The organism is Rhodococcus sp. WWJCD1, assembly GCF_002258735.1.
Classification (GTDB): domain Bacteria; phylum Actinomycetota; class Actinomycetes; order Mycobacteriales; family Mycobacteriaceae; genus Rhodococcoides.
Genome location: NZ_NOXY01000020.1, coordinates 1 through 26,345 on the forward strand (window position 1 = coordinate 1; position 26,345 = coordinate 26,345).

Sequence of the window (26,345 nt, forward strand, 5' to 3'; positions counted from 1 at the left end):
CAGGATTCCGAGTCCGTAGCCGTCGACGCCGCAGTTGTTGGAGAACACCTCCAGCTCGTCGGCGTCGGTGTTCGCGATGGCCTCGATGAGAGCGTCCGGGATACCGCACAGCCCGAAGCCGCCGACCGCGATGGTCGCCCCACGGCCGATGTCCGCGACCGCGTCGGCAGCGGACGCGTAGGTCTTTCCTGTCACAAGAACTCCTGATGTGTTCGTTGAGCAAACGATGACTTCAGTGAACCTGAGCTGCACTTCGTTGTGGCAAGAACGGCTCTGATTGCTCGGTCGGTGAACGGATTGAGGCATGGTGTCCACTGAATGGACGTACGATCCTCGGGTGACGTCATCGGATGCCAACGCGAGTGTGATCGGGAAGATCTGTTCGTTGCTGAGGGCAGCGGGAGCCGAGGAGCCGTCCGGTGCCTCCACCACTGCCCTCGCGCGGGCGGCCGGTATCGCGCGACCCACCACCCATCGCCTGCTGTCCACGCTCGCCGAACAGGGATTCGTCGATCGTGACACTGCGACCGGCCGCTGGTCGCTGGGGCCGGAGATCTACCTGCTGGGGTCCATGGCGGCCCTGCGGTACGACATCACCGACCAGGCGCGAAAAGTTGTGCAGGCGTTGGCAACCGAGAGTGGTGAGAGTGCGTTTTTGTCGGCCCGCCGGGGTTCGGAGACGGTGTGCCTGCTTCGAGTGGAGGGAAGTTTTCCGCTGCGCTCTCATGTGCTGTACGAGGGAATCCGGCTGCCGCTCGGAGTGGCGTCCGCAGGGTTGGCCATTCTTGCGCACCTACCGGATCGGGAGGTCGACGAGTATCTCGATGCCGTGAACCTGGTGCCGGAGTGGGGAGAGAGTCACTCGGCCGTGGAGATTCGCAGGCGGATAGCGAATACCCGCTCCACGGGATTCGCCGTCAACCCGGCGTTGCTCGTGGAGGGTAGCTGGGGGCTCGGTGCCGCCGTTTTCGATCGCGCCGACAAGCCGGCATGGGCGCTGAGCTTGACCGGTGTCGAGACACGATTCCGCGACGATCGACGGCGTGAGCTGGGCAAGATGCTCCTCGACGCGGCGCACCGACTCACCCTGCAACTGGGGGAGCGGCCCACACCCGGCTAGCTGTCGAGCTCGTCCAGGATGTCCGCGGCGTCCTGGCTGCCTGCGGCCGCCAGCCTGTGCAGCTCGACGCGATCACCGCGTTCACCGGCAAGTTCGACCAGGATGTCGACGGCATCGGTACTGCCTGCGTCGGCGAGGGAGCGCAGTTCGTCGACGTCGTTTCGAGAGCCTGCGAGTTCGACCAACTGGTCGAGTGCATCCTGATCGCCGCTGCTGGCCTGGGCACGCAACTGGGCCAGCTCGGCCGGGGTGGAATCGGGCTCGGTCATGGGTCGGAGTGTAGAACGATTCATCGAATAGTGGCAGGCCAGCCGACCTTTTTGCGGTCTGTGCGTTCTTGTCGGTGGGTCGAGATAGTCTTCATTCAGTTCGAACGCATGTTCTGAATCGTTGCTCACCGGGGGGTGAAAAATGGGTGCAGTACCGATCGTGTCGCTGGAGGCGTTGACCGCTGCTGCGTGTGCAGAAAATCGTCACGCTGCCCGGAAGGTCGCTGCCTGCTACCGCGTGCACTGCGACTGGATCACCCTCGATTCCAAGTACAAGCACTACAGCCGGTACGGACGCACCGAGATGGCAGTGGCGTTGGGATGTTCGGCGACAGTCGCCGAATCGTACGTCTCCGTGGGCGTCGCCCTGCATACCCGACTCCCACTGCTGCGGTCCGCATTCGAGACCGGGGAGATCGACTTACCCCGGGTGCGGACGGTGTGCCGCATCCTCGACAACCTCTCCGACGACATCGTCACGATGGTCGAAGACGAGATCGTCGAAGCAGCACGCAGGTCGTCGCCGGGTCCGTTGGAGAAGGAGATATGGGAGATCCTGCTGCGGGTCGCACCCGACGAAGCAGCAGCACTACGAGAGTTCGCAAAACGGTTTCGCAACGTCGGCTACAGCCCCGCCGGGGAACTGGCCCGGATCCGCGCGGAATTGACCGCCCCCGAGGCTGCCGCCGCATGGCAGTTGCTCGAGGAGATGGCCGACACCCTCTGCCCGAAGGACCCCCGAGGCAAGAAAGAGCGCCTGTGTGATGCGTTCATGGCGCGCATGCACGGCGAACCCCGCCTGGCATGCCTGTGCCGACGTGATGACTGCCCGAAAAAAGATGTAGAGCTGCCGGATCGTCGGGTGCCGTTGACGATGATCACCGTCGATATCGCCACCCTCATCGGACTATTGGCGAACCCCGCGTACCTGGCCGGGCATGGATCCATCGATCCTGATCTCGCGCGGGAGTTGGCGCGCAACAGTCAGTGGCAGATCCTGCTCACCGACGCAGTCACCCTCGCGGAGAAACTGGGACTGGCCGTGCAGAACCCGGAAACCGGGGAATGGGAACGACGCCCGGACAGTGAGAAGACAGGGGCTGCAGCAGGACCCGAGACGGGAACAGCGACGGAACCGGACGCAGACACAGGCAGAGACGCCGACACGGACACAGGCGCAGATGTGGATTCGGCTGCTGATGCTGATGCTGGCGAGGGAACGGGGTCGGCCACGGATTGGGATAGAGAGGCTGATTCCTCGACCGAACCGAATTCGTCCAGTTCACCTGCACCTGCACAGGGGAACATCTCGGCACCGGCACCAGAGGCACAGGCAGATGAGCTCGACGATGCCGAGGAGAACGACGAGTCCACGCCCGTACCTGCGAGCGTCCCATCGACAACTCCCGACCTGGACGCCGCCGATCCTGTCCGGAAGCATGCAGCAACACGCGCGACGGCAACGGCGACGGACCCGCGAGGGGACGCAACGTCGGACACCGACCGTGAGGCAGCTGCGTCGTCTGAACCCGCATCGGATTCACGATCACCTGCGGAACTGACATCGCCGGCACCTGATACCGGACCGAGCTGTTCGGAATTAGGCTCTTTCACAACGGCATCCGGCTCCACAACGCCATCCGGCTCCACAACGCCATCCGGCTCCACAGTGCCATCCGGCTCCACAACGGCATCCGGCCCCACAACGGCATTCGGCTCCACAACGCCATCCGGCTCCACAACAGCCGGTCCGACTCCAGTACCTGAACCAGCGGCGGACACCGCGTCATCGCCTACTCCGAAGCCGCCGGCCGAGCGGAGTTCGTTACCGGATCCAGTCCCAGCAGAGGCTGGCCCGACCGACCCGGCACCGGGCGACGATCGATCTCAGCGTCGTCTGCAGTCGCTGACCTCCGCTGCAGCCCTGTTCTGCACCCACACACCAGTCGGCAGGGGCACACGGCACAGCTCTGCCCTCGATCTGTCCTCCGTAATCCGGCGCAACAACCGAACCATCCACACACCCTCGGGCCTCTATCTCGGAAACGCATCGCTGGCCGCGGCACTCGAAGCCGCGATCGCCGCCGACCCCACCCTCGGAAAATCCGTCGCACGGGACCCACTGACCGACCGAGCCCTGATCTACCGACCCGACACCCTCACCACTGCCGCCGTACGGCTACGTGACCGACACTGCCGCTTCCCCGACTGCCACCGCCCCGCCGACCGCTGCCAACTCGATCACGTGATCCCCTTCGATCACGCCAACCCCCTCGGCGGCGGCTGGACCACCGTCAACAACCTGCAATGCCTGTGCGAGTTCCACCACACCGTCAAAACCTCCGGCTACTGGACAGCCGTCATGCTCCCCGGCGGCGCCATCCTGTGGACCTCCACTTCCAAGACCACCCGAATCACCCTGCCCGCCAACGGAACAGCCGTACCCATCATCGGCAACGACCTGAGGCCACACATCCCCACCAAACCCAGACGATCCGGCATCATCGCCTACCCCGACCCACCCGACAACGAACAGCCCGAGACAGACGACACGGCAGCACCGCCGTTCTAGGCGATGCTGCCGTGAATCCCTGTGCCTGCTCCGTCAGACCCGTGCCCGCTCGGTCAGACCAAGTGCTGAATGTGATCGCGCGTGAATTCGATGCGCTCGTCGACGCGGCCGTCGCCCACCTTGTTCACCCACTCCGGATCGGACAGCAACGCGCGCCCGACGGCCACCAGATCGAACTCGCCGTCCTGGAATTGGCCGACGAGAGCGTCCAATCCGGTCACACCCGACGCGGCATCCTCCGACCATGCCGACGTGAACACCGAGTCGAGGCCGACCGATCCGACGGTGATCGTCGGAACTCCGGTGAGCTTGCGCGTCCAACCGGCCAAGCCGAGCCTTCCGTCGTTACCGTCCAGCTCGGGGAACGCCGGATCCCAGTGGCGTCGGGTCGAGGCGTGCAGCACGTCCACTCCGGCGTCGACCAGTGGCGTCAGGACGCGTCCGAGCTCCTCGGGGTTCTGTGCGATCCGAGCGTCGAAGTGATTGCTCTTCCACTGCGAGAATCGGTACACGATGGCGAAGTCCTCGCCGACGGCCGCACGAATCGCAGCAACGACCTGTGCGGGGAAACGGGTGCGGGCTTCGAGCGAGCCACCGAACTCGTCGTCGCGCACATTGGTTGTAGCCCAGAGGAACTCGTCGAGCAGGTAGCCGTGAGCGCCGTGCAGTTCGAGGCCGTCGAAGCCGGTGTTCTGTGCGTTGACCGCAGCCTGTACCCACTGAGAGGTGAGTTCGTCGAGGTCGGCGTCGGTGAAGGCTCTACCGACCGAGGAGCCGTCGAGGGCGATTCCGGACGGGCTGACGGTGGTGACGTCTGGGAACAGGCGAGGCTCGGTGCCCCGCTCGACGCCGAGGTGCCACAGCTGCGGGATGATCGCGCTGCCCTCGGCGTGCACCGCGTCGACGACGCCCTTCCAGCCTTCGAGGCTGGCGTCGCCGTAGATCCGTGGGACGCGGGTGTGAGGACCTGCGGCGGGGTCGGGGATGTAGGTGCCCTCGGTGATGATGAGGCCGGTGCCACCGGCGGCGCGCTTGCGGTAGTACTCGGCCACATCCGGGCCGGGGATGCCGTCGGGCGAGAAGGCGCGCGTCATCGGGGCCATGGCGAAGCGGTTGCGCAGCTTCAGCGACTTGACCTCGAACGGTTCGAAGAGCCCGGCGGTGGACAGATGCTGAGTTGTGGATGCAGTTTCGGTCACGCCTGCGCACAACCTGCACCAACCCCGAGCTATTCCCCGTGCGGGGCTGTTAGCGTCGGATCCTTATGAGCCCTTCGCCGCTGATCTCTGCCGCCGAACTGCACGATCTCTTCGAGATGGGACGGGCCCCCGTCGTCCTCGACATCCGGTTCACGCTCCAGACCGGGAGCGACAGAGCAGGTTACGAGGCCGGGCACATCCCGCACGCCCAATTCGTCGACCTCGATGCCGATCTGGCCGCCCCGCCGGATCACGGGAGTGGAGCCAGCAGGAACGACCCGAATCACCGCGGCCGTCACCCATTGCCCGACGAGGAGACCTTCGTTGCAGCGATGCGCGGCGCCGGCGTCAGCGACGGCTCGTCGGTCGTCGTCTACGACGGAGGACCGGCGACCGCTGCCGCGCGCGGCTGGTGGCTGTTGCGCTACTACGGCCATGCAGACGTACGAGTCCTCGATGGCGGTCTGGCTCAGTGGGTGGCCGCCGGATTCCCGATCGACACCGAACCGTCGATCGTGGCGGCCGGATCGTTCACCGCCCGGCCATCCCTGGCACGCGTCCTCGACGTCGACGACGTACTCGATTTCGCCCGGGACAACGTACTGCTCGACGCCCGGGCACCCGAACGATTCCGCGGCGAGGTGGAGCCGGTGGATCCCGTGGCCGGTCACATCCCGGGCGCGATCAACCGACCGACGACCGACAACGTCGATTCGGACGGAAAGTTCCTGGATCCCGAGGTACTCGATGGCACATTCGGTGGACTTGTGCCGGAAGGGAAAGACGTCGCTGTCTATTGCGGATCCGGGGTGACCGCCGCACACCAGATTCTCGCCCTGGAGTTGGCTGGTATCGACGCTGCGTTGTATCCGGGCTCGTGGTCGGGATGGATCACCGATCCGACGCACCCGAGGGCAACGCACCCCGCCTGAGCTGCCCGTTCACCAAACCAGGGTTGAACTTGAATCTGACTTCAACTATACCTGGGGAATGAAGGTTGAAGGCAAGGTTGCCATCGTCACCGGCGGTGGTGGCGGAATCGGCGGGGCCATCGCTGCTCGACTCTCGGAGCACGGCGCACGCGTCGTCGTCTCCGACCTCGACGGGAAGACGGCTCGAGCAGTGGTCGACGCCATCGAACGAGACCGGCCGGGGACGGCCGTCGCGGTCGCGGCGGACGCGTCGAACATCGCGGATATCGAACGGCTGATCGCACAGGCCGAGGCCTCGTTCGGTCCGGTCGATCTCTACTTCGCCAACGCAGGCATCAGTGGCGCACCCGGACTCGACGCCACCGAACAGGACTGGGACCTCTCGTTCGATGTGAACGTACGCGCACACATACGCGCTGCGCAGCTTGTGGTGCCGGGTTGGCTCGAGCGCGGTGAGGGGTATTTCGTCAGCACCGCCTCTGCAGCAGGTCTGCTCACCCAGATCGGTTCGGCCACATACGCAACGACCAAGCACGCGGCCGTCGGATTCGCCGAATGGATGAACGTCACCTACGGCAACCGAGGCATTCGTGTCAGTTGCCTGTGCCCCATGGGTGTCAACACCAAACTGCTCTACGAGGGACGCGAGTCGGGAGATGCGTTGGGAGCGGCCGCAACTGCGGCGGTTCTGAGCGCCGGTGCCGTACTCGAACCCCTCGACGTTGCCGATGTGGTGCTCGACGCGATGGACCGCGAGCAGTTCCTCATCCTGCCGCATGAGAACGTACTGGACATGTACCGCAACAAGGGTGCCGACTACGACCGGTGGTTGCGCGGCATGCGTCGCTACCAGGACAGCTTGCTCGACAACAACCGATAGGGGCCCACCGTGGCATTTTTCGAGACCTCCGACCGTGCGAAGAAATACGAGTCGGATCTGTTGGAGTTCATGGACTCTCACGTCTACCCGGCCGAGGCCGTGTACGAGCAGCAGATGCTCGACTCCGGTGACCCGCACTTTCAGCCGCCGATCATCGAGGATCTGAAGAAGGAAGCGCGCTCACGTGGACTGTGGAATCTGTTCCACCCGCACCCCGAATGGGGCCCCGGTCTGACCAACCTCGAGTACGCCCCGCTCGCCGAGATCATGGGCCGCAGCCTGCTCGCTCCCGAGGCATGTAACTGCAACGCACCGGACACCGGCAACATGGAGGTGTTCACGCTATTCGGCACCGACGAGCACAAAGAGAAGTACCTGAAGCCGTTGCTGGACGGCACCATTCGCTCAGCCTTCGCGATGACCGAGCCCGACGTGGCCAGTTCCGACGCCACGAACATCGCCATGAAGATGGACCGCGACGGGGACGACTTCATCCTGAACGGTCGAAAGTGGTGGACGTCCAACGCAATGCACAAGAACTGCAAGGTTCTCATCGTCATGGGCAAGACGGATCCCGAGGCCGCTACCCACCGTCAACAGTCGATGCTGGTGGTACCCATCGACGCACCCGGTGTCACGGTCCTGCGTAATCTGCCGGTGTTCGGCTACATCGACCGCGAAGGTCACGCCGAGGTGCTCTTCGAGGACGTGCGGGTGCCGGCAAAGGACGTGTTGAAGGGCCCGGGCGAGGGCTTCGCCATCAGTCAGGCTCGCTTGGGGCCCGGCCGTATCCACCACGCGATGCGCACCATCGGCGTCGCCGAGCGGGCGCTCGAATTGCTCTGTCGCCGTGCAGTATCGCGAGTGACGTTCGGTAAGCCGGTGGCGATGCGCTCGAACATTCAGGACTGGATCGCCGAAGCGCGCATCGAGATCGAGAAGACGAGACTGCTCACGTTCAAAGCCGCGTACCTGATGGACACCGTCGGGAACAAGGAAGCGCGCACCGAGATCGCCGCCATCAAGGTTGCTGCACCCGAGATGGCACTGAAGATCATCGACCGTGCCATCCAGGTGCACGGCGGCGGCGGAGTGAGCAACGATTTCCCGCTAGCGATGATGTACGCCCACATTCGCACCTTGCGTCTGGCCGACGGTCCGGACGAGGTGCACAAGATGTCGATCGCGAAAATGGAGCTGAAGAAGTACTTCTGAACCTAGGTCATCGACCCGGCTGCCAGGCCGGGTCACGGCCGATGAAGGCCATCAGCTTGTCCTGCGGGGAAGCGTCGTCGCCGACCGGGACGGAGGGTCCGTACTGTCCGCTGTCCCGTAGCATCTGCTCCATCGGTCGCATGGCGTCGAGGGCCGCAGCGCAGCGACCTTGGCCCAAGTCGTGTTCCAGGCCGAGGGCTTTCGCAAGGTCCCAGGAGTGCATCCAGATGTCGGCGGTGTAGAACATCGCGATCGCCTCGTCCACCGGCATGTCTCCCGTGTGCGGGTTGCTCAACACGCGGTCGGAAGGGTCGTCGAGAATTGCCTGGATGTCGGCGACGTGGTGTCTCCATGCGGCTTTCGGGTCGGCGTCGATGTCCAGGGTCTCGAACTCGATTCCCGCGCCGCCGGCGAGAAAGCCGCGAGACCACTCGATCAGGTGCTTCACAACATCGATTGCGGCCCAGTCCGATACCGGGCTGGGGCGTGACCAGTCCTCGGGCGAGGCGGACTCGACCAGCGCGGTGAACATCGCCGCGTCCTGTAGGTGCTGCTGGGCCGGCCCTTTTCGTTGCCCGAGCAGTTCGTCGAGTTTGTCGTAACCCTCTTTCACCCCGACATCCATGCCACTGGACAGCATCCCGTCGCGAGTTGCGAAGTCCGACATCACACTGAGAACTTTCAAGAGCGTGCCCCCGCCGTCGCGCCGCTCGAAGGTGAGGGTCTCGAGGGCGACCGAATCGGGTTGGCCCTCGTAGGTGAACGTCCACACGATCCGCTCGTTGTCCCTGACCTCGTGGAAACTGCCGAAGAAGGCTGCGATCTCCTCGCCGCCCCGATCGTTGGCAAAGGCCCAGGACCCTCCGGTGCGTCCCTCCCACTTCAGAATTCGCGTGGTCAACGATCTGGGCCCCACCCATTGCCGATACAGCTCGGGATCGATATGAGCGCGGAACACCTGCTCCGGTGCTGCATCGAACTCTCGAACGATCTCGATCGTGGGTACTTTCTCGTCTGCGAGGATCTCGGTTTCGTGCACAGTCATGACACCTCTTTCGTCTCGGTGGTCTTGTCGTCTGCGATGCCGTCCAGCAGGGCGTCGAGGCGTCGATAGCGTTGTTCTGCTTCCTGCCGGTACCGCTCGATCCACTTCGTCATCAGCCCGAACACCTCCGCGTCCAGATGCACCGGCCGACGCTGGGCATCTTTGCTGCGGGTGACCAGGCCGGCCTCCTCGAGCACCTTCACGTGCTTGGATACGGCCTGCAGGCTCATGGCGTACGGCTCCGCCAATTCGCTGACACTCGCATCCGAGGCGGCGAGCCGTGCCACCATGTCGCGTCGAGTGGGGTCGGCCAAGGCCGCGAACGTCTTGTCGAGTTGCTCCGTGTGATCCTGCATCGGCTCCTCGCTTTCTCGATGAAGCCGAGAGTAAGCCGCGTGACGTGCATAGTCAACCATTTGGTTGAGTACTTCCCTTGGCCTACCCTCGTCGGATGGGCATCGGTGATGACATGGTGCGGGACGTGATCTCTCGAGATCTGGGGCACCCGCTACGTGTGGCGATCGACGGGGTGACGGCATCGGGAAAGTCGACCTGTGCGCGGTGGCTGGTGAGTGCTGTTGCAACGCAGGGGCGTCCTGCGATTCATGTGACCATGGACGGTTTCCATCACCGGCGCGCCTATCGGTATCGGCAGGGGCGAGCGTCGGCTGTCGGTTACTACCGGGACGCATACGACTTCGACGCGCTGTGTACGCAGGTGCTGATCCCGTTGGGCCCGACCGGAAGCGGCGAAATCCGGCGTCGGATCATCGATCTGGCGTCCGATGAGCCGGTGGAAGATCCGCCTGAGCCGGTGCCTACCGACACGATCGTCGTGGTGGACGGAACGTTTCTGCACCGGCCGCCGCTGCCTGACTACTGGGACTACACGGTCTTCGTCGACACCCCGATGGACGTCGCACGGGCTCGCGGTACAGCCCGGGATGCGGATGCGCTCGGGGGTGAAGTGGCCGCGGGTATGGCCTTCGACCAGCGCTATCACGCGGCGTGCCGGATCTATCTGGACGAGGTGGATCCGCGCGCGCGAGCCACTCGGGTGCTGCCGGGTATTGACAGCCTGCTGTCAATGGGGTGATGATTGACAGCATACTGTCAATCGATGCGAGGACGTTCCGATGACCACCATTGCGCTCTACGCCACCGACACCATGGCCGACTGGGAATACGGGTACCTCACCGCCGGCCTGGCCATGGCCCGTGAACAAGACCCGGAAGCCAACCGGCTGATCGTCGCCTCGGAGACGGGGGAGGCTGTGACGACGATGGGAGGATTGCGCATCACGCCGGACGTCGGCTTGGCGGATCTGCCGACACTCGACGCGTTGATTCTGCCGGGAGCGGGCAGTTGGGAGTCCGGGCACGACACGGTACTGAAGCTCGCCGCCGTACTCGTTGCGGCGGGGACCCCGGTGGCGGCGATCTGCGGTGCCACCTACGGGCTGGCTCGGACCGGACTGCTCAACGACCGGCCACATACGTCCAATGCTGCCGAATTTCTCACTGCTGCAGAGCTATACAGCGGAGCCGAGCACTACCGAGACGACAAAGCGGTGTCCGACGGTACGGTCATCACTGCCGGCGCGACGGCACCCATCGAGTTCGCCAAGCTGGTATTCGAGCGGCTGAACGTGTTTCCGCAACCCGTCGTCGATGCCTGGTACGGCCTGTACACGACAGGCGAGCGAAAGTACTACGACCAGCTGGCGGGGGCATGACCGACCGCAGCCCGGAGGGTGATTCGCTGACGGCGGTAGTGCTGCCCGTTTTCGAGCTCAACGGCGAATTTCTCGCTGCCGCACAGGACATCACCGAGCCGACGGGCCTGACTCCGGCCTGGTGGCAGGTTCTGGGGGCCACCCTGGACGAGCCATTGTCGGTCGCTGATATCGCGCGACGCGTCGGGTTGGGATTGGCACGGCAGAGCGTGCAGCGGACGGCAAATCTGTTGGTGGACAAAGGCTGGGCGGTCTACGTCGACAACCCTCACCACAGGCGGGCCAAGCTCCTCGAACCCACTCCCAAGGGACGCGAGACAGTCGCCGCACTGAGAGATGCTCAACACGCGTGGTCGGACGCCGTGGGTGCCGCGGTGGGTGAGGACGAATTACGCTCTTTCGCAGCTACCCTGGAGAAGATCCTCGCAGCCTCACGTCACTACCGCGGTGGCCGTGCATAATTCGGCAATGGCTGTGCTCGCACTACTGCTCTCCGGACTGCTGGCCGGTTTGCTGTCGCAATCCGACGGGGTCGACATTTTCGGCGACACCAGCGTCGGCGGCGTGCTGCACTCCAGCGGTGGAGGGGGAGTTGCGACAGCAGTGATTCTGGCGTCTGGTCTGGCGATGCTCGTTCGTCGGCGCAGTATTCTGGCCGGCCTGTCCATCGCCGCTGCCGTTGTCGCCGGGGTGACGGCACTGCTGATGCCCTCCGACCTCGCCGAGGTGGTGGCAGGCGGAGTTCTTCTGGGATGCACTGCAGTACGGGCGAACGGTGCACGAGTTCGACAAGCGCTGCTGATCGGGTCGTTCCTTCTCGGTCTGCTCAGTGCAGGCGCGGTCGAGGCTCTGCACTACCCGAGTGTCCCGCGTCGCTACGCCGATTACCTCACCGAGTCCGATATCGGCACACCAGTGGTCGTACCGGTCCTCTGCGCCCTCGTGGTGCTGACGGTGTTCTTGGCAGCTCGTGTCGACCGCGGTGACGACTGTTCGTCACCCGAGCGGAACATCCGTACGGTCGGGGCGATACTGCTGGTCTCGATCGGTGGCCTTCTGCTCGATGTACTGTTCGGGCTCAGCGTGTTTCAGAGCGAATACGGGTTCGTCGGTCGTTGGTACTTCGGAATCCTCGTCGTACCCGTACTGTTCGCGGCCGCTGCTCTGCTGCCGGGCCGCGGTGGCAGGCTCGTTCTCGCCGGGACCGCCGTCCTGCTCACCTCGAACACCACTTCCGGTGTGGGTATCGATGTGTCGGAAGGAGTCTGGGTACTCGGGCTGGTGGCCGTCACGGCACTCGCCGTGTCGGTCGGTGTGGCACTCGGAATACGCTGGGGGCGTTCGTGGATCGGCATCACTGCTCTGGCACTGGTCTGTGTGACCGCACTGTTCGAGTACCCGCCGCTGGACAACGTGCACTACGTGGCAAGTCTGGTGGTTTTCCCCGCAGCTGCGGCCTACCTGTACGTCTCGTGCACCCCCTCGACCCCCACGACCGCGACCCCCACGACCTTGACACTGGGCCTCGCGGTTCCGGTGGCGATCACGGTCCCGATGGTCGTCACCTACGGCTGGACTGCCTACACACCGTTGACGTCGATCGACACGAGCACGTTCTCTCCCAGCATCGACCTGTGGCTCTCGACGGGAGTTGCCTTCACGACGGTGGTGCTCGCCGGCGTCGGGATGTGGGCCCTCGGCCGCTACCGGACTCTGGGGTAGACGACGTGCGAAACCTGTTCTGACGTCTCGGTATTTACGGCAGTGCTGGAGCCGGTATGTCGGCGTCGACGGAGGCTTCGAGAGCTGCCGCAACTGCGAGGGCGGTGGCGTCTTGCCCAGGCGCGGCAGCGACGGTCAGACCGTAAGGTAGGCCGCTCGTCGTGCTACCGATCGGGATCTGAACCGAAGGAGCGCCGGTGTTCGCGCTGATACCGCACGCTGCCGTGCCCGCCCACTCCGCTGAGGCTGTTTCGGGCGTCGTCGGGTAGATGAGGACGTCCACATTCTGGGCGGCCATGAGGTCGGTCAGCGCCTGCGTTCCTGCCTGTTGTTTCGCGTTGATCGCATCCTGCGCCGGATTGGGCAACGGGGGTGCCTCCGACCACTCTGCGATCGTGTCTGCTTCCAGCGCACTGCCTTCGGTCATATCCTCGAAAGTCAGAACATCCGAGGGGAGGGCCCTCGCGGCAACCTCGGGATCGTAGGCGGCGTTCGTCGAACTGAGAAACTGGTCGATGGATGGCCGTGCATCCTTGTAACCACTGTCCGTCAGAACGTCGGTGGCGAACTCTTGGTTCAGCTCGGGTAGGTCGACCAACCGCGGTCCCGACTGGGTGAGGGCCTCGACGGCCGCATCCGAACCGCTACGGATCTGAGGCCGCACGGCCTGGTCGGGACTGTCCGGATCAGCTCCACGAGCGTCGAACGGCCAGGTGAGGTACGCCGCCGTTACGGATGTGAGGTCTACTGCTGCTGCGGAGTCGGACCATCCGTTGTCTCTGCCACTGGTCAGATCGGCTACCGCCGCTGCGTCGGCGACCGAGTGCCCGATCGGCCCGACCACGTCCTGCGCGAGAGACAGGGGGACGACGCCGTCCCTGCTGATCGCGTCGTGACTCGGGCGAAATCCCACCAGGCCGGCGTGGGCGGCCGGTCCGACCACCGAGCCACAGGTGTCCGTGCCCAAGGCGATCGGGGCGAACCCCGCCGCCACGGCAACTGCGCTTCCGCCACTGGAACCGCTGGCGCTGAGGTCACGGTCGAAGACGTTCGCGGTCGTACCTTCGACGGAACTCCTGGTAAACGTTCCATGCCAGGCGAATTCGGACATGTTGGTGGTTCCGAGGATGATTGCGCCCGACTCTCGCAGGTTGCGAACCACCGCAGAGTCCTCGACGGGACGGAACGAACTCAGGTTGACGTTTCCCGCCGTCGCGGCAAGCTCCGAACTTCCGATGTTGCTCTTGATCAATACCGGAATACCGTGCAGCGGGCCCCGTATTCTTCCCGCCGCGCGCTCGTCGTCCAACGTGCTCGCCTCGGCCAGTGCGTCGGCATTGACGTCGACAACAGCGTGCAGCGGCGTCGGGCCAGTGTCGTCGTACTTCTCGATCCGGTCGAGGTACGTCCTGGTGATATCCGCGCTGGTGTACTGACCCGACTCCAAGCTCGACCGAAGATCGTCGACGCCGAGTCCCTGCAACGGGAGGTCGGAACCGTTGTCAGGAGTGCTGGTCGATTGACAACCGGCGGCGCTGAGCGTGAGAGCCGTGATCAGTACGAGAACGCCCCTGCGGTCTTTGATGGACACGGTAACGACGCTAACGAGGCCGTATGCACAGGCTGTTACACATCAGTAAATTCGAACCGCGTGACAGTACGGAGTCGGAGCTGCGGCCGGAGTACCGTTTTCTTCATGGCTTACAGATACCTCGGAAACAGTGGACTCAAGATCTCGGAGATCACCTACGGCAACTGGTTGACGCACGGATCGCAGGTGGAGAACGATATCGCCACCCAGTGCGTACGCGCGGCTCTCGATGCGGGCATCACCACGTTCGATACGGCCGACGTCTATGCCAACGGAGCTGCCGAGACGGTGCTGGGCGACGCGCTGAAAGGCGAGCGTCGGGAATCGCTCGAGATTTTCACGAAGGTCTACTTCCCCGTCGGACCCAAGGGCCCCAACGACACCGGACTCTCCCGCAAACACATTCTCGAAGGCATCGACGCCTCGCTGCGTCGGCTCGGCACCGACTACGTCGACCTCTACCAGGCTCATCGCTACGACGTCGAGACCCCGCTCGAAGAGACCATCGCCGCCTTCGGTGACGTCGTCCGCCAAGGAAAGGCGCTCTACATCGGCGTCTCGGAATGGACCGCCGACCAGCTCCGCGCCGGGCAGGAACTCGCCCGCCAGAACGGCTTCTCGATCATCTCGAATCAGCCGCAGTATTCGGCTCTCTGGCGTGTCATCGAGGATCAGGTGATCCCGACGTCGAAGGAACTGGGCATCTCGCAGATCGTCTGGTCGCCCATCGCCCAGGGTGTGCTCACCGGTAAGTACCTTCCCGGTCAGCCCCTGCCGGATGGTTCTCGCGCGAAGGACGACAAGGGCGGCGACAAGATGATCGCGCGCTACCTCGACGATCAGACGCTCACCCGGGTGCAGCAGCTGAAGCCGATCGCCGACGATCTCGGAATCACCATGGCGCAGTTGGCCGTTGCCTGGGTGTTGGCCAACGACAACATCGCCGCCGCGCTCGTCGGTGCCTCGCGGCCGGAGCAGATCGCCGAGAACATCAAGGCCTCCGAGGTCACCCTCGACGCCGATGTGCTCGCGAAGATCGACGAGGCCCTCGGTGATTCCGTCGAGCGTGACGCGGGCAAGACGGGCTCGCCCGAGGCACGTCTGGTCTGAGCACCCGAAGTTGCCGGTCCGACCGACAAGGCGAAGCGAACAGGGTAATAAGGACGTATGGACACGATCATCGTCGATACACCTCAGGGCCAGGTTCGCGGTCGGACCGGCGCAGGCGTCACCTCGTTCCTCGGAGTGCCGTACGCCGAGGCTCCGTTCGGACCCCGCCGATTCCAAGCGCCGTCACCGCCACCCACGTGGGACGGCGTGCGCGACGCGCTCGAGTTGGGGGCGACCGTTCCCAAGGTGGGTTACCGTCCGCCGACCAGCGAGATCCTCAGTGAGCCGGTGGTGCCCGGCGAGGACTGCCTGAACGTCAACGTCTTCACCCCCGATGCCGGCGGCTCGGCACCGGTGTTCGTCTGGATTCACGGCGGCGCATTCGTCAACGGCAGCAACGCCATTCCCACGTACGACGGTTCCGCCTTCGCGCGCGACGGCATCGTGGCCGTGGTGATCAACTACCGACTCGGCGTCGACGGTTTTGCACTGATCGATGGAGCTCCCGCCAACCGCGGGATGCTCGATCAGGTCGCGGCCCTCGAATGGGTACGCGACCACATCGCTGCCTACGGCGGCGACCCGGCCCGGGTGACCATCGCGGGAGAGTCTGCGGGCGCGATGAGCGTCGGCACCCTGATGTCGATGCCCCGTGCCGAGGGGCTCTTCCAACGGGCGATTCTGCAGAGCGGTGCCGGTCACCACGTCATCACCGCCGAGACCGCCGCGAAGGTATCCGCTGCGTTGGCGGCCTCGCTCGGCGTCGAGGCGACGGTCGACAGCCTGGGGTCGGTGCCGGTGGATGCCTTGGTCGATGCTCAGCGTGAACTGTCCGATCGAATCACGGCCGAGGCTCCGACCGGAGCCTGGGGTGAGCTCGCCCTGAACGTGATGGCCTTCGAGCCGTACATCGACGGTGATGTCGTTCCGGGGCTGCCGTTTTCGCGAATCATCAGTGATGGCGCGAGCGCACAGGTGGACGTGCTGATCGGAACCACCAGCGAGGAACATGCGTTCTTCATCGTCCCGGCCGGGATTGTCCCGCACCTCACCGAGGACTACGTGAAGATGGTCCTCGCCGGGTATCGAGCCGACCCGTCGGCGCTGGACCGGTACCGCGAACAGCTGCCCGACGCCTCAGCCGGCGAGCTGATGATCGCCGTCATGACCGACTGGTTCTTCCGTATCCCGGCCACGCGCCTGGTCGAGGCCCGCTCCGGTAACGCCTTCGTCTACGAATTCACCTGGCGCTCATCACTGTTCGACGGCGCGCTCGGGGCCTGCCATGCACTCGAGATCCCGTTCGTGTTCGACATGCTGCACAAGCCCGAGACCGCACGAATCACCGGCCCGAATCCGCCGCAGAAGGTTGCCGACGAGATGCACCGTGCCTGGGTCGAATTCGTGCGCGACGGCTCTCCCGGATGGGACTCGTACGGCACCGACCGTGCGGTGATGATGTTCGGCGACGAGCCGGGGGTCGTTCTGGACCCGCGGTCGGCGACGCGCGCGGTGTGGGACGGGATACGCTGAGCACCTGAGCGGCTGAGCACCTGAGCACCTGAGCACCTGCGCCGCATGTGCACGGAACCTCGTACTCTGCTACGAGGTTCCGCGCACATGGGTCACCGAAGGTGATGCACTTCCTGCAGCCCGTAGACCGGGGTGTCGATACCCTCGTAGCGCGCCTTGATCTGGAGCGCGAGGTAGAGCGAATAGTGTCGCGACTGATGCAGATTGCCGCCGTGGAACCAGAAGTTCTCCTGCTGCGTCGGCTTCCACATGTTGCGCTGCTCGCCCTCCCAGGGGCCGGGATCCTTGGTGGTGTCCGACCCGAGGCCCCAGCATTTGCCGACCTTGTCCGCGGTCTCCTGATCGATCAGGTCGGCGACCCACCCGTTCATCGAGCCGTAGCCGGTGGCGTAGACGATGAGGTCGGCCGGCAGCTCGGTACCGTCTTCGAGGACGACGCCGGTCTTGCTGATCCGCTCCACCTGTCCGGCAACGAGTTTGATCTTGCCGTCCGCGACCAGCTCCGAGGCACCGACGTCGATGTAGTAGCCCGAGCCGCGGCGCAGGTACTTCATGAACAGTCCCGAACCGTCGTCACCGAAGTCGTGTTGGAAGCCGGCCTTCTCGAGGCGATCGTAGAAGTCCTTGTCCTGCTCCGCGATCTGCTGATACACCGGGATCTGGAACTCGTGCATGATCCGGTACGGCAGCGAAGCGAACGTGAGATCGGCTTTGCCCGTAGTCATTCCGGACTCGACGGCCCGCTCGGAGTACAGATCCCCGAGGGCGATCTCACACAGCGAATCGGACTTGACGATGTGTGTGGACGAGCGCTGCAGCATCGTGACGTCGACGCCGGTCTCGTACAGAGCCTTGCAGATGTCGTGCGCGGAGTTGTTGGAACCGACGACCACGACGCGCTTGCCGACATAGGCGTCGGGACCGGGGTGTTCGCTGGAATGATGCTGCTCGCCCTCGAACTCGTCCATGCCGGGGAAGTTCGGGACGTTCTTCTTGCCGGACATCCCGGTGGCCATCACCAACTGCTTGGGCCGCAGGATCACTTCCTCACCGTCGCGGTCGACGACGACCGTCCACTCCTTCGCCACCTCGTCGTAGGTGGCGGACTTCGCGGTGGTCTTGCTCCAGTACGGAACTTCCATGACCTTGGTGTACATCTCGAGCCAGTCGCCGATCTTGTCCTTCGGCGCGAACACCGGCCAGTTCGGCGGGAACGGCAGGTAGGGGAGGTGGTCGTACCAGACCGGGTCGTGCAGGCACAGCGACTTGTAGCGTCCACGCCACTGATCGCCGGGGCGTTCGGCGCGATCGACGACGATCGCAGGCACCCCCAACTGCCGGAACCGAGCGCCGAGAGCGATACCGCCCTGACCGCCACCGATCACGAGGGCGTACGGCTGCACGCTGTAGCCGAGCTCGTTCTCCTCGATCTCCTTCTTCTCCGCCCAGTTCTGGGTATCGGCGTTCGAGCCGTGCACCGCGCCTTTGATACGGGACTTGCCTTGACGCTCCTCATGGCCCTTGAGCTCCTGCATGGTCGTCAGCAGAGTCCAGGCCACGTCGTCGCCGGTGTCGGCATCGACCGTCAGGCGCAAGTGCCCTTTACCTCGGCTCGTTGCGGTCTCGAACTCGATCCACGCCGAGATGACGCCGTCCGCCTCGTCGGGTACTTCCGTGGTGTGAAAGCCCGTCGGATCGGTGTCGTCGAGCCGCTCGGAGAGCATGTCGGAAACGCCGTCCCGGCCCTCCACCGTCTTGAGATTCCAGGTGAAGGTGACGAGGTCACGCCAGAAGCTGCTGACGGCGAACATGCCGGCAACGCGGGGGATGTCTCGTGCGACCAGTGCGTCCTCGAACTTCGACAGCCAAGCGTCGACCCGTTCCTGCGGGGTGTGTGTGCGGGTGATCGAGGCCGGCTCGATGGTCTGGGTCATCAAAACTCCTAGCGATTCGTGGTTCCAGCGATGTGACCCAGCACACTCCTGTTGCGCGCTGGGGTCGAGAGTTGCAGTGGGTTGCACTGCGCGATGGGCGCTATAGTTCTAGGAATTTCCGGGGGAAACATGATTCGTCGCATGGCTGCAGCTCTTGTTCTCGTCGTCCTGACGGGATGCTCGTCTGCGCCGCAGGACGTGCCTGCTGTCGCTACCGGAACACGTTCTCCGACGGTCCCGTGCATCGATTCCGTCGGCGAGAACTCGATGCCGACCGTCATGGGTGACGCGCTTCTCCACACGCCGTATCTGCGTGTGCGGGGACACGTGCGCACGGAGTTCGAGGAAGAGTTCTATTGGAGAAACGGTCAGCCCGACGACCCTTTCGATTCGCAAAGACTGAGCGCGTTCGTTCCCGGCGGCAGCAAGACCGCATTGCTGTACCCGAACACACCTGCCGGCGGCGATGCGGAATTCGCCGCAGCCACATGCGGTCTCGAATTCGAATGGAAGGCAGGCCTGTCGTCCGCCGAGTTCGAGTCGGTGGTCTCGACCCCAGGGTTCTTGCGCAGTCTGGGCCGTCGACTCTGCACCGAAATAGAGATGTCGGGCGACACTGCCGATTACCTCGCCAGGGCCGATGAGGAACTGGCCGAATCCGAGGACAACAGTGCTGGCGCTGTCGACTTCATGAGGGCGACGCACCAGAACTCGCTGCAGGACCGCCTCGACTACCTTGCCTCGGCCGTGGAGCCGGGTGAGCTTCCGGAGAATCGACGAAGTGCCCGACACGATGTGATCGAGTTGCAGGACATCCTTGCGCGACTTGAGCATGAGACCGATGAACATCTTCTGCAGATCAAACGAGATCGGGTCGAATTCATCAGAGCTGCACTGACATTTCAGTGCCCTGCGCTCGACGACTGATCGGGCTGTCAGCGAACGAGGTCAGCCGTGCGAGAGCTTCTTCAACCCCAACGACTGGAATCCGACGACGTAGATCAAGGTCCAGAGCACCAGCCAGTCGATGAATCCCAGTGCGTTCCCGGAGATCCCGGCGGCGACGGTGGGCTCGTGCAGTATGTGCTGCGCGACGACGTAGTAGTAGGCCAGGAACGTGCCGATGGCCAAGGCGAAGGTCAGCACCGCGCGCCCCGCCGCGGGGAAGCGATTACCGAAGCCGTTGGCCCAGAAAATCATCCAGAAGGCCCAGCACACGCCGATCTGCGCCGGGAACTGGTTGATGACGGAGCCGAGCTCGGCGGTGGCGTCGGACCCGACCAGGAGCTTCGCCAGGGGAACCATCAGGAAGTAGATCGCGGTGCCGAGAACCGCGTTGCCGACCGTTGCCGCCAGGGCGGTCCGTCCGCCGCCACCGGCCAGTTTCCACGGCCAGTTGTCGAGGGTCTGGCCGGTGAGGATCACCGAGACGACGATCGAGTAGAACCAGCCCAGTGCGGTGTCGACGGACATCAGTGGATCGGTGGCCGAGAGCGAGACCGAGGGCAGCCCGAACACGAAGTACAGCGCGAGAGTCGGGACGGCAACGACGGCGATCTCGCACAGCCCGATCAGCGGTTGCTTCATACGCAGTACGGTCCACGGCCAGTGCTGCCAGTTCAGGACCACCATCACCCAGGTTCCGAAACCGAACAGCACGAACAGCGCACCGGCGAAATAGCCGAGTCCGCCCTCCCGAGAGCCGGCGAAATCGGGATACAACGACCCGAGGCCGCTACCGAGGATCCAGGTGACGGCCACGGCGAACACTGCCGTCGAGGCCAGGATGGTGAGCCCGCGTATCGGTTGCTTCAGTGAGTCGAATCCGGCGAATTCGCAATCGAATCCGATGAACACGATGAACAGAATTGCCCAGAACAGCGCGGCGTTGAAGGGGAGGGGATAGAAGTTCCACGGACTGGTGGTCGGGTCGGCCAGCAGATACCACGCCGCAAGCGACACGGCCACCACAACGGCGAGGTTGGCAACTCCGAACACGAGCCAGTTTCCCTGTGGTGGAGTGATTTTCGGCTTGCTCAGTGGGCGGTCTGCGGTAGCGGTCATGTGCTGCTCGTTTCGTTCGAGGCGAAGGTGACGCCGTCACTATGAGCTGAATCACACCCGACCGTCAGGGTTGCGGGAGGTTGCACTGCGGCCGGCGCAGTGCAACGCGGTGCAACCCTGGCGGTTGTGCTCCGGGTCACATAAACCTGAGTGCATCCAATCCAGTCAGGAGTGAAAACCGATGCGCGCAGCTATGTACTACGGACCCAACAAGGTGGAGATCACCGACGTCCCCGAGCCTCATCCCGGTGAAGGGCAGGTCAAGATCAAGATCGGGTTCAACGGAATCTGCGGAACCGACCTGCACGAGTACTACGCCGGCCCCATCTTCATCCCCACCTCGCCGCATCCGCTGACCGGTCAGGAGATGCCGCTGATCCTCGGGCACGAGTTCTCGGGAACCGTCACCGAGCTCGGCGCGGGCGTGACCGGCATCGCGGTCGGCGACCGCGTCGCCATCGAGCCGCTCTATCGGTGCGGACACTGCGGGCCGTGCCGGGCGGGCAACTACAACATCTGCGCGCAGATCGGCTTCCACGGACTGATGTCCGACGGCGGAATGGCCGAATACACCGTGGTCCCCACCGACATGATTCACGCCTTGCCCGACAACGTCTCGCTCGAACTCGGTGCGCTCGTCGAACCGATGTCGGTCGCCTATCACGCTGCGACACTGGGAGATCCGAAGACCGAGGACACCGCGATGGTGTTCGGAGCAGGGCCCATCGGCATCGGACTGTGGTTCGCGCTGCGCGGCAAAGGACTCGACAACGTCTACGTGGTCGAACCGTCGCCGACGCGTCGAGCATCGATCGAGGCCCTCGGAGCGAAGACCCTCGATCCGACAGCTCTCGACATCCCGGCCTACATCGCCGACCTCACCGACGGCAAGGGTGCCGACGCCATCTACGACGCAGCCGGCGTGCAACCTGCCGTCGAGGCCGCGCTCGGTTGTATCGGTGCGCGTAAGCCGCTGATCAGCGTCGCTATCTACGAAAAGCCTCTCACCACGCCGCTGCAGAAGCTGGTGATGAACGAATCCCGAATTCAGGGCTCGCTGTGCTACACCTCCGCCGACTACGAGGCCGTCATCGATCTGATGAGCCAGGGCCACTACGACACGACTGGCTGGGTGGACAAGATTGCGCTCGACGGCGTCATCGACGACGGGTTCGAGGCGCTGCACGCAGGCACGAAGATGAAGGTTTTGGTCGATCCTTCGACTGGAGCATCCGCATGAGCGCGGTGTTGGTGACCGGAGCGGGTCAGGGCATCGGCCGCGCCATCGCGTTGCGGTTGGCGAACGACGGTCACGACATCGCATTGGTGGATTTGGCCGAGGACAAGATCGCAGGCGTCGCCGACGAGGTGCGTCGAACTGGCTCGAAGGCAACGACATTCGTGGCCGACGTCAGTGATCGCGACCAGGTGTTCGCGGCCGTCGACCACGCGCACAGCGCGCTCGGCGGGTTCGACGTCATCGTCAACAATGCGGGAATTGCGCAAGTGGCCCCGCTCGACGATGTTCGGCCCGAGGACGTCGCGACGATCTGGGCCGTCAACGTCGACGGCGTGCTGTGGGGAATCCAAGCGGCCGCAGCAACATTCAAGTCTCTCGGCCAGAAGGGCAAGATCATCAACGCGTCGTCCATCGCGGGTCACGACGGATTCGCGATGCTCGGGGTCTACAGCGCAACAAAATTCGCGGTTCGGGCACTGACCCAGGCTGCGGCCAAGGAATATGCCGCTGAGGGCATCACCGTCAACGCGTACTGCCCCGGAGTGGTGGGCACCGACATGTGGGTGACCATCGACAAACGGTTCGCCGAGCTGACCGGCGCCGCGGAGGGCGAAACCTACGACAAGTTCGTCGGCGGTATCGCTCTCGGTCGGGCGCAGACGCCCGAGGACGTGGCAGCGTTCGTTTCGTATCTCGCTGGACCCGACTCGGACTACATGACGGGCCAGGCACCGTTGATCGACGGTGGCCTGGTCTATCGGTAACCCCCGTTGATGTCGATCTGTGAGCTGGAGCACAATTGACTGTGATGACGCAGTCGACAGGTCCTGAACCTGCGCTGGCGGCCGGCGAAGACCCGCGCCGCTACGCGCAGATTCTCACTGCCGTGTACGACGCGACCATGACCGGCGGCAAGTCGCCCGCACGTCCCCGCGAGGTCATCGGTGACTCGTGGCGGCGGTTGCAGACCCTGGGCATCGACCCCGAACTGGGCAACCCAGCCGAGACGCAGATGGACGTGTCCGATCTCGAGCTCAGCCGTCGAGAATCGGGGTTGTTCGACATCCTGGACGATCTGGCCCGCGGCCTGGAATCGGTGGTGCAGGACGGCGACAACATCCTCGTCGTCGCCGATCGTCACGGCCGCGTGTTGTGGCGGAGCGGATCGACGGCCGTCCTCGACCGCGCCGACGATCTCGGATTCGTCGAGGGGGCCAACTGGGCGGAGGACTCGGTGGGCACCAATGCCATCGGCACTGCGCTGGTCTCGCGGCGCGCGGTCCAGATCTTCTCGGCCGAACACTATGTGCGCAGCCATCATTCGTGGACGTGTGCCGGCGCGCCCATCCGTGATCCGCGAACCGGACAGGTACTGGGAGCCATCGACGTCAGCGGACCGGCCAAGACGGTGCATCCCACCACCATCGCACTGGTCGACGCCGTCGCACGGTTGGCCGAATCGCAACTGCGCGAGATTCATCGGAGCACACTCGATCGACTGCGTTCGGTGGCCGCACCGATGCTCGCGCGCCTGCAGTCCCCGGCCCTGGCCGTCGACGCGAACGGCTGGGTCGCGGCCGTCGAATCGGTGGCGCTGCGCAATCGCATCCTGCTGCCCGAGGATCTCGCGACGGGACGCTTCTGGCTGCCGACCCTCGGTGTGTGCGATTTCGAGCCCCTGCCCGGTGGCTGGCTCGTCCGACCCGCAGGCCCAGCGGACTCGTCGGTCGCGGACTCGGGCAACACGACGAGAATTCGCATCGACCTGCGCAATTCGCAGAAGCCTCGCATCGAAGTGCGCAGCGAGGTGGGGGAGTGGACCCACGAGCCGACGCCCCGGCACGCCGAGATCCTGTACCTGCTCGGCACCCATCGCCAAGGACGGACCGCCGCGCAGATGGCGACCGATCTCTTCGGCGACGACGGCCGCGCGATCACCGTGCGGGCCGAGATGTCGCGGCTTCGCAAGCACCTCGCAGGCATCATCTCCACGCAGCCGTATCGGTTGGACGAATCGGCGACCGTGGAGGTGATCACGCCTTCGGACATGAGCCGGTTGCTACCGCATTCGTCGGCCCCTGCGATCCGGGCGGCACGGGGCTGAGCCGTAGCGCAGAATCGGGGAATGAAGCGCCTCGCCCGAATCCTCGACGCCTCGGATCCGGGGCAGGTACGGCTGCGCAGCGCGTCGGCGACGACGCTGACGGTGCTGTTGGCGATGGTGACGCTGGTGCTCACCACGCGCGCGATCGGTCAACCCGTGACCGTGGCGATGCTCGGAACCGTCGTGGCGATGCAGGCGTCTGCAGCAGTGAAGGACAAGGACCAGCGCAGTCGGCTGATCACCACCGCGCTGATGGCGCTGCCCGCATCGGCGGCGGTGGCGTTGGCGGCGTTGCTCTCCGAGCTCGGCAAGGTGGCCGACGTCGGATTCATCGTGGTGCTGTTCGCGGCGGTGTGGGTGCGCCGGTTCGGCCCTCGCGGTACGGCGCTGGGGATGGTGTCGTTCATTTCGTACTTCTTCGCGCTGTTCCTGCGAGCGACCCCGGGGCAGCTACCGATGTTGATCGCAGCCATCCTCGGCGGCTTGGTGATCGCCCTGTTCGTGCGAGCCGTCGTCTTCCCGGACCGGCCGGTCGTGGAGGTGCGCCGGCTGTTGTTCGCGATGCGGGCGGTATCGGCCTCGGTACTCGAGGCGGCGTCGGCAGGGGAGAGCCGCGACCTGAACCTGGTGCGCCGCAGGCTCGATCGGCTCGGCAATACCGCGTTGATGATCGACGACTGGCTGGACCGACACGATGCCGGGCAGCTACTCAGCGTCACCAGTGCCGATCTCTCACTCCGAGTGTTCGACGCCCAGATCGCGACCGAGCAGCTCGTCAGCTCACTGTGGGCTCTCGATCCCGTCAAGCCGTGGCCGACGGCCCTGGGACAGGCGACCACCGCGCTCGGATCGTGTCTGCAGAACACACCGTCCTCGGAACAGCTGCGGGCGGCTCGCCGATTGGCGGCGGCAGCAGCCGAGCGAGCCGACCCGTCCACCCCCGCCGGCATCGCGACGGTTTCTGCGCAGCGAGCCGTGCAGGCGCACATCGCGATTCATCACATCACCACCAATGCGGTTGCCGTCGATGCGGGTCCTCGAGTCGTCACCGAACCTGCCCCGAAGGACGCGCCCAGCGGACTGAACCCCAGCACCAAGGCTGCGATCCAGGTGGCCGTCGCCACCAGTGCGGCGACGGTGCTGGGTGAACTCGTCTCTCCCGACCGCTGGTACTGGGCGGTGCTGACGGCCTTCCTGGTGTTCACGGGGGCATCGACGCGGGGTGAAATCCTTACGCGGGCAGGTCAACGCGTTCTCGGAACGATCGCGGGCGTGCTCGCCGGGGTGGTGATCGCCGCTCTGGTGGGCGACGATCAACCGCTGCAGCTGGTGTTGATCGTCGTCTGCGTATTCTTCGCGTTCTACCTGGTGACGGTCGCCTATGCGCTGCTGTCGTTCTTCGTGACCATCCTGCTCGCAATGCTGTACGGGCTGCTGGGCACGTTCAGCATCGAGGTGCTCGAGCTTCGGATCATCGAAACCGCAGTCGGTGGTGCCGTCGGAATGGCGTCGGCGTACTTCATCTTCTCGACGAGTACTCGAAAGACGTTGATCGAGAAGGTCGATACGTACCTCGAACAGCTGGATGCGTTGATCGAATCGAGCGTCGAATCGGTTCTCTCACCGGGCGGTGCAACCGACCTGGTGGCGTCGACGCGGACGCTCGACAATGCGCTGAAAGATGTTCTGACGTCCGGAAAGCCGCTCGTGCTCGGGCCGACCACCCGCAGCAGACGTGGCGCGAAGCGACTGTTGCGGGTGCTGGCCGTCAGCAGTCGATCGGCGCATGCACTGGCCCGTGCCGGGGTGCTCGCCTCCCGCGCCGATACGCAGTCGGCTCCGTCGGACGAGACTGCCCAGGCTCTGCGCGAGGCTGCGGCTCTGGTGCGCGACACCGTGCGCCAGGTGGAGGCAGTTGTCGCCGGGGAGCACGTCGACCCGCCCGAGAAGATCACCGAGACAACGGTATTGGATGTGCTGCTCACCTCCACCAATGCGCCCGGTCCGCTGCGGGGTGCGGTGCGGTCACTGAACACGATGAACCGAACTCTCGCGGACGTGCTGAGTCGGGGTTGACCT

General features: G+C 64.6%; 24 protein-coding genes. 16 read left to right on the forward strand and 8 right to left on the reverse strand.

Annotation, left to right across the window (positions count from 1 at the left end; translation table 11 throughout):
- On the reverse strand, positions 1-195 hold a 195-nt coding region (locus tag CH286_RS12195), incomplete at its 3' end, for a CoA-transferase (RefSeq protein ID WP_303396148.1).
- A 109-nt stretch (positions 196-304) separates the two neighbouring features.
- Here CH286_RS12195 and CH286_RS12200 point away from each other — a divergent pair.
- Complete coding sequence (locus tag CH286_RS12200; protein WP_094609339.1) at positions 305-1,120, forward strand: IclR family transcriptional regulator; 816 nt, start codon at positions 305-307, stop codon at positions 1,118-1,120.
- Here the strand turns inward: CH286_RS12200 and CH286_RS12205 are convergent.
- Positions 1,117-1,389 (reverse strand): hypothetical protein, encoded by a 273-nt coding sequence (locus CH286_RS12205; protein WP_094609340.1) that lies wholly within the window; start codon positions 1,387-1,389, stop codon positions 1,117-1,119. The genes CH286_RS12200 and CH286_RS12205 overlap by 4 nt on opposite strands.
- A 142-nt stretch (positions 1,390-1,531) precedes the next feature.
- On the opposite strand from CH286_RS12205, the gene CH286_RS12210 reads away from it, so the two are divergent.
- Entirely contained in the window at positions 1,532-3,961 is a 2,430-nt protein-coding gene (locus CH286_RS12210; RefSeq protein ID WP_094609341.1) for an HNH endonuclease signature motif containing protein, read from the forward strand.
- A 53-nt stretch (positions 3,962-4,014) separates the two neighbouring features.
- On the opposite strand, the gene CH286_RS12215 is transcribed toward CH286_RS12210, so the two are convergent.
- Positions 4,015-5,160 carry an NADH:flavin oxidoreductase gene (locus CH286_RS12215; protein ID WP_176458220.1) on the reverse strand — a complete coding sequence of 382 codons (1,146 nt, stop codon included), beginning with the start codon at positions 5,158-5,160 and terminating at the stop codon, positions 4,015-4,017.
- Positions 5,161-5,225: 65 nt separating this feature from the next.
- Here CH286_RS12215 and CH286_RS12220 point away from each other — a divergent pair, with 65 nt between their 5' ends.
- From CH286_RS12220 to CH286_RS12230, 3 genes are all read left to right on the forward strand, one after another.
- Positions 5,226-6,092, forward strand: a complete 867-nt coding sequence (locus CH286_RS12220) for a sulfurtransferase (RefSeq protein WP_094609342.1) — start codon at positions 5,226-5,228, stop codon at positions 6,090-6,092.
- A 58-nt stretch (positions 6,093-6,150) separates the two neighbouring features.
- The gene (locus tag CH286_RS12225; RefSeq protein ID WP_094609343.1) at positions 6,151-6,972 is read left to right on the forward strand and encodes an SDR family oxidoreductase; all 822 of its coding nucleotides are present in this window, start codon (positions 6,151-6,153) and stop codon (positions 6,970-6,972) included.
- 69 nt (positions 6,973-7,041) lie between these two features.
- Positions 7,042-8,187, forward strand: a complete 1,146-nt coding sequence (locus CH286_RS12230; protein WP_441347121.1) for an acyl-CoA dehydrogenase family protein — start codon at positions 7,042-7,044, stop codon at positions 8,185-8,187.
- A 7-nt stretch (positions 8,188-8,194) separates the two neighbouring features.
- Here the strand turns inward: CH286_RS12230 and CH286_RS28425 are convergent, their stop codons facing one another.
- Positions 8,195-9,232: a TIGR03086 family metal-binding protein gene (locus CH286_RS28425; RefSeq protein ID WP_094609345.1), complete on the reverse strand. Its 1,038-nt coding sequence runs from the start codon at positions 9,230-9,232 to the stop codon at positions 8,195-8,197.
- Positions 9,229-9,588 carry an ArsR/SmtB family transcription factor gene (locus CH286_RS12240; RefSeq protein ID WP_094609346.1) on the reverse strand — a complete coding sequence of 120 codons (360 nt, stop codon included), beginning with the start codon at positions 9,586-9,588 and terminating at the stop codon, positions 9,229-9,231. Before CH286_RS12240 ends, CH286_RS28425 begins: the two co-directional genes overlap by 4 nt.
- Before the next feature lie 95 nt (positions 9,589-9,683).
- On the opposite strand from CH286_RS12240, the gene CH286_RS12245 reads away from it, so the two are divergent.
- From CH286_RS12245 to CH286_RS12260, 4 genes are read left to right on the forward strand one after another with little or no spacing between them, the layout of a single operon-like run.
- Positions 9,684-10,328: a hypothetical protein gene (locus CH286_RS12245; RefSeq protein ID WP_094609347.1), complete on the forward strand. Its 645-nt coding sequence runs from the start codon at positions 9,684-9,686 to the stop codon at positions 10,326-10,328.
- A 40-nt stretch (positions 10,329-10,368) separates the two neighbouring features.
- Positions 10,369-10,968, forward strand: a complete 600-nt coding sequence (locus CH286_RS12250) for a DJ-1/PfpI family protein (RefSeq protein ID WP_094609348.1) — start codon at positions 10,369-10,371, stop codon at positions 10,966-10,968.
- Positions 10,965-11,429: a MarR family winged helix-turn-helix transcriptional regulator gene (locus tag CH286_RS12255; protein ID WP_094609349.1), complete on the forward strand. Its 465-nt coding sequence runs from the start codon at positions 10,965-10,967 to the stop codon at positions 11,427-11,429. The genes CH286_RS12250 and CH286_RS12255 overlap by 4 nt, the downstream gene beginning before the upstream one ends.
- 7 nt (positions 11,430-11,436) lie before the next feature.
- Positions 11,437-12,690 (forward strand): hypothetical protein, encoded by a 1,254-nt coding sequence (locus tag CH286_RS12260; protein WP_094609350.1) that lies wholly within the window; start codon positions 11,437-11,439, stop codon positions 12,688-12,690.
- Positions 12,691-12,724: 34 nt separating this feature from the next.
- Here the strand turns inward: CH286_RS12260 and CH286_RS12265 are convergent, their stop codons facing one another.
- Positions 12,725-14,281, reverse strand: a complete 1,557-nt coding sequence (locus CH286_RS12265; protein WP_094609351.1) for an amidase — start codon at positions 14,279-14,281, stop codon at positions 12,725-12,727.
- Positions 14,282-14,386: 105 nt separating this feature from the next.
- On the opposite strand from CH286_RS12265, the gene CH286_RS12270 reads away from it, so the two are divergent.
- Together CH286_RS12270 and CH286_RS12275 are read left to right on the forward strand one after the other, a co-directional pair.
- On the forward strand, positions 14,387-15,391 hold the full coding sequence (locus CH286_RS12270) for an aldo/keto reductase family protein (protein ID WP_037149047.1): 1,005 nt from the start codon (positions 14,387-14,389) through the stop codon (positions 15,389-15,391).
- 57 nt (positions 15,392-15,448) lie between these two features.
- Complete coding sequence (locus CH286_RS12275) at positions 15,449-16,924, forward strand: carboxylesterase/lipase family protein (RefSeq protein ID WP_094609352.1); 1,476 nt, start codon at positions 15,449-15,451, stop codon at positions 16,922-16,924.
- A 92-nt stretch (positions 16,925-17,016) separates the two neighbouring features.
- On the opposite strand, the gene CH286_RS12280 is transcribed toward CH286_RS12275, so the two are convergent.
- Positions 17,017-18,858, reverse strand: coding sequence for a flavin-containing monooxygenase (locus tag CH286_RS12280; protein WP_094609353.1), 1,842 nt, complete (start codon positions 18,856-18,858; stop codon positions 17,017-17,019).
- Positions 18,859-18,999: 141 nt separating this feature from the next.
- On the opposite strand from CH286_RS12280, the gene CH286_RS12285 reads away from it, so the two are divergent.
- Complete coding sequence (locus CH286_RS12285) at positions 19,000-19,785, forward strand: hypothetical protein (RefSeq protein ID WP_094609354.1); 786 nt, start codon at positions 19,000-19,002, stop codon at positions 19,783-19,785.
- A gap of 21 nt (positions 19,786-19,806) precedes the next feature.
- On the opposite strand, the gene CH286_RS12290 is transcribed toward CH286_RS12285, so the two are convergent.
- Entirely contained in the window at positions 19,807-20,922 is a 1,116-nt protein-coding gene (locus CH286_RS12290) for a hypothetical protein (RefSeq protein ID WP_094609355.1), read from the reverse strand.
- A gap of 181 nt (positions 20,923-21,103) precedes the next feature.
- On the opposite strand from CH286_RS12290, the gene CH286_RS12295 reads away from it, so the two are divergent.
- From CH286_RS12295 to CH286_RS12310, 4 genes are read left to right on the forward strand one after another with little or no spacing between them, the layout of a single operon-like run.
- The gene (locus tag CH286_RS12295; RefSeq protein WP_094609356.1) at positions 21,104-22,162 is read left to right on the forward strand and encodes a 2,3-butanediol dehydrogenase; all 1,059 of its coding nucleotides are present in this window, start codon (positions 21,104-21,106) and stop codon (positions 22,160-22,162) included.
- A complete protein-coding gene (locus CH286_RS12300) occupies positions 22,159-22,926 on the forward strand; it encodes an acetoin reductase (RefSeq protein WP_094609357.1) in 768 nt (255 codons plus the stop codon). The genes CH286_RS12295 and CH286_RS12300 overlap by 4 nt, the downstream gene beginning before the upstream one ends.
- A 44-nt stretch (positions 22,927-22,970) precedes the next feature.
- Positions 22,971-24,266: a GAF domain-containing protein gene (locus CH286_RS12305; RefSeq protein ID WP_094609358.1), complete on the forward strand. Its 1,296-nt coding sequence runs from the start codon at positions 22,971-22,973 to the stop codon at positions 24,264-24,266.
- Between the two features lie 21 nt (positions 24,267-24,287).
- On the forward strand, positions 24,288-26,342 hold the full coding sequence (locus CH286_RS12310; RefSeq protein ID WP_094609359.1) for an FUSC family protein: 2,055 nt from the start codon (positions 24,288-24,290) through the stop codon (positions 26,340-26,342).
- The last annotated feature ends 3 nt before the right edge of the window (positions 26,343-26,345 follow it).

Coding starts and splice junctions, on each gene's coding strand:
- CH286_RS12200 (WP_094609339.1), top strand. CDS start 305: ATGGTGTCCACTGAATGGACGTACGATCCTCGGGTGACGTCATCGGAT.
- CH286_RS12205 (WP_094609340.1), bottom strand. CDS start 1,389: ATGACCGAGCCCGATTCCACCCCGGCCGAGCTGGCCCAGTTGCGTGCC.
- CH286_RS12210 (WP_094609341.1), top strand. CDS start 1,532: ATGGGTGCAGTACCGATCGTGTCGCTGGAGGCGTTGACCGCTGCTGCG.
- CH286_RS12220 (WP_094609342.1), top strand. CDS start 5,226: ATGAGCCCTTCGCCGCTGATCTCTGCCGCCGAACTGCACGATCTCTTC.
- CH286_RS12225 (WP_094609343.1), top strand. CDS start 6,151: ATGAAGGTTGAAGGCAAGGTTGCCATCGTCACCGGCGGTGGTGGCGGA.
- CH286_RS12230 (WP_441347121.1), top strand. CDS start 7,042: ATGGACTCTCACGTCTACCCGGCCGAGGCCGTGTACGAGCAGCAGATG.
- CH286_RS28425 (WP_094609345.1), bottom strand. CDS start 9,232: ATGACTGTGCACGAAACCGAGATCCTCGCAGACGAGAAAGTACCCACG.
- CH286_RS12240 (WP_094609346.1), bottom strand. CDS start 9,588: ATGCAGGATCACACGGAGCAACTCGACAAGACGTTCGCGGCCTTGGCC.
- CH286_RS12245 (WP_094609347.1), top strand. CDS start 9,684: ATGGGCATCGGTGATGACATGGTGCGGGACGTGATCTCTCGAGATCTG.
- CH286_RS12250 (WP_094609348.1), top strand. CDS start 10,369: ATGACCACCATTGCGCTCTACGCCACCGACACCATGGCCGACTGGGAA.
- CH286_RS12255 (WP_094609349.1), top strand. CDS start 10,965: ATGACCGACCGCAGCCCGGAGGGTGATTCGCTGACGGCGGTAGTGCTG.
- CH286_RS12260 (WP_094609350.1), top strand. CDS start 11,437: ATGGCTGTGCTCGCACTACTGCTCTCCGGACTGCTGGCCGGTTTGCTG.
- CH286_RS12270 (WP_037149047.1), top strand. CDS start 14,387: ATGGCTTACAGATACCTCGGAAACAGTGGACTCAAGATCTCGGAGATC.
- CH286_RS12275 (WP_094609352.1), top strand. CDS start 15,449: ATGGACACGATCATCGTCGATACACCTCAGGGCCAGGTTCGCGGTCGG.
- CH286_RS12280 (WP_094609353.1), bottom strand. CDS start 18,858: ATGACCCAGACCATCGAGCCGGCCTCGATCACCCGCACACACACCCCG.
- CH286_RS12285 (WP_094609354.1), top strand. CDS start 19,000: ATGGCTGCAGCTCTTGTTCTCGTCGTCCTGACGGGATGCTCGTCTGCG.
- CH286_RS12290 (WP_094609355.1), bottom strand. CDS start 20,922: ATGACCGCTACCGCAGACCGCCCACTGAGCAAGCCGAAAATCACTCCA.
- CH286_RS12295 (WP_094609356.1), top strand. CDS start 21,104: ATGCGCGCAGCTATGTACTACGGACCCAACAAGGTGGAGATCACCGAC.
- CH286_RS12300 (WP_094609357.1), top strand. CDS start 22,159: ATGAGCGCGGTGTTGGTGACCGGAGCGGGTCAGGGCATCGGCCGCGCC.
- CH286_RS12305 (WP_094609358.1), top strand. CDS start 22,971: ATGACGCAGTCGACAGGTCCTGAACCTGCGCTGGCGGCCGGCGAAGAC.
- CH286_RS12310 (WP_094609359.1), top strand. CDS start 24,288: ATGAAGCGCCTCGCCCGAATCCTCGACGCCTCGGATCCGGGGCAGGTA.